This is a genomic window from Nostoc sp. T09 (genome assembly GCF_002154695.1).
In the GTDB taxonomy this organism is placed as follows: domain Bacteria; phylum Cyanobacteriota; class Cyanobacteriia; order Cyanobacteriales; family Nostocaceae; genus Aulosira.
Genome location: NZ_MTAV01000260.1, coordinates 1 through 1,186, shown reverse-complemented (window position 1 = coordinate 1,186; position 1,186 = coordinate 1). Strand labels below are relative to the sequence as shown.

The window sequence follows — 1,186 nt, the reverse complement described above, 5'->3', positions numbered from 1 at the left end:
CGACCGATGTTGAAAAATCGGCGGATGAGGTGTGGTTAGGGGTGAAATGCCAATCGAACCCGGAGTTAGCTGGTTCTCCCCGAAATGTGTTTAGGCGCAGCGGTTGTGATTATAGTTGGGGGGTAAAGCACTGTTGAGGTGCGGGCTGCGAGAGCGGTACCAAATCTCGACAAACTCAGAATACCCAATGTACACACAGCCAGTGAGACGGTGAGGGATAAGCTTCATCGTCGAAAGGGAAACAGCCCAGACCATCAGCTAAGGCCCCCAAATTGTCACTGAGTGATAAAGGAGGTGGGAGTGCAAAAACAACCAGGAGGTTTGCCTAGAAGCAGCCACCCTTGAAAGAGTGCGTAATAGCTCACTGGTCAAGCGCTCCTGAACAGAAAATGAATGGGGCTAAGTGACATGCCGAAGCTGTGGGATAAATCTATCGATTTATCGGTAGGGGAGCGTTCCGTTGAGAGTGAAGCAGTAGCGGTGAGCAGCTGTGGACGAGACGGAAGTGAGAATGTCGGCTTGAGTAGCGAAAACATTGGTGAGAATCCAATGCCCCGAAACCCTAAGGGTTCCAGAGCCAGGTTCGTCCACTCTGGGTTAGTCAGGTCCTAAGGCGAGAGCGAACGCTGTAGTCGATGGATAACGGGTGAAAATTCCCGTACTAATTTAGGTTTGTGCAGAGGAACGAAGAAGGCAATTGTCAGCCAGCGATTGGTAGTGCTGGTTTAACTGTCCGAGGTGATGAGAAACGGTGAAAACGTTTTGAGCTAAGGCAGGAGTACGAGCGGTGAAGACTGCGAAGTGACATAGTCATGCTTCCTAGAAAAGCTCTCAACACGTTAAACCTAAATTACCTGTACCCGAAACCGACACAGGTAGGGAGGTTGAGAATACCAAGGGGCGCGAGATAACTCTCTCTAAGGAACTCGGCAAAATGACCCCGTAACTTCGGAAGAAGGGGTGCCCACCTAAGCAGTGGGTCGCAGTGAAGAGATCCAGGCGACTGTTTAACAAAAACACAGGTCTCCGCAAACTCGAAAGAGAACGTATGGGGGCTGACGCCTGCCCAGTGCTGGAAGGTTAAGGAAGTCGGTTAGCTAAAGCAAAGCTGGCGACCGAAGCCCCAGTGAACGGCGGCCGTAACTATAACGGTCCTAAGGTAGCGAAATTCCTTGTCGGGTAAGTT

Annotated in this window: 1 rRNA gene (cut by a window edge); it reads left to right on the top strand. The window is 51.0% G+C overall.

Going from position 1 to position 1,186, the window contains the following annotated elements:
- Positions 1 to 1,186, top strand: a 23S ribosomal RNA gene (locus BV372_RS34115) (its annotated part extends 698 nt beyond the left edge of the window); the annotation flags it as partial.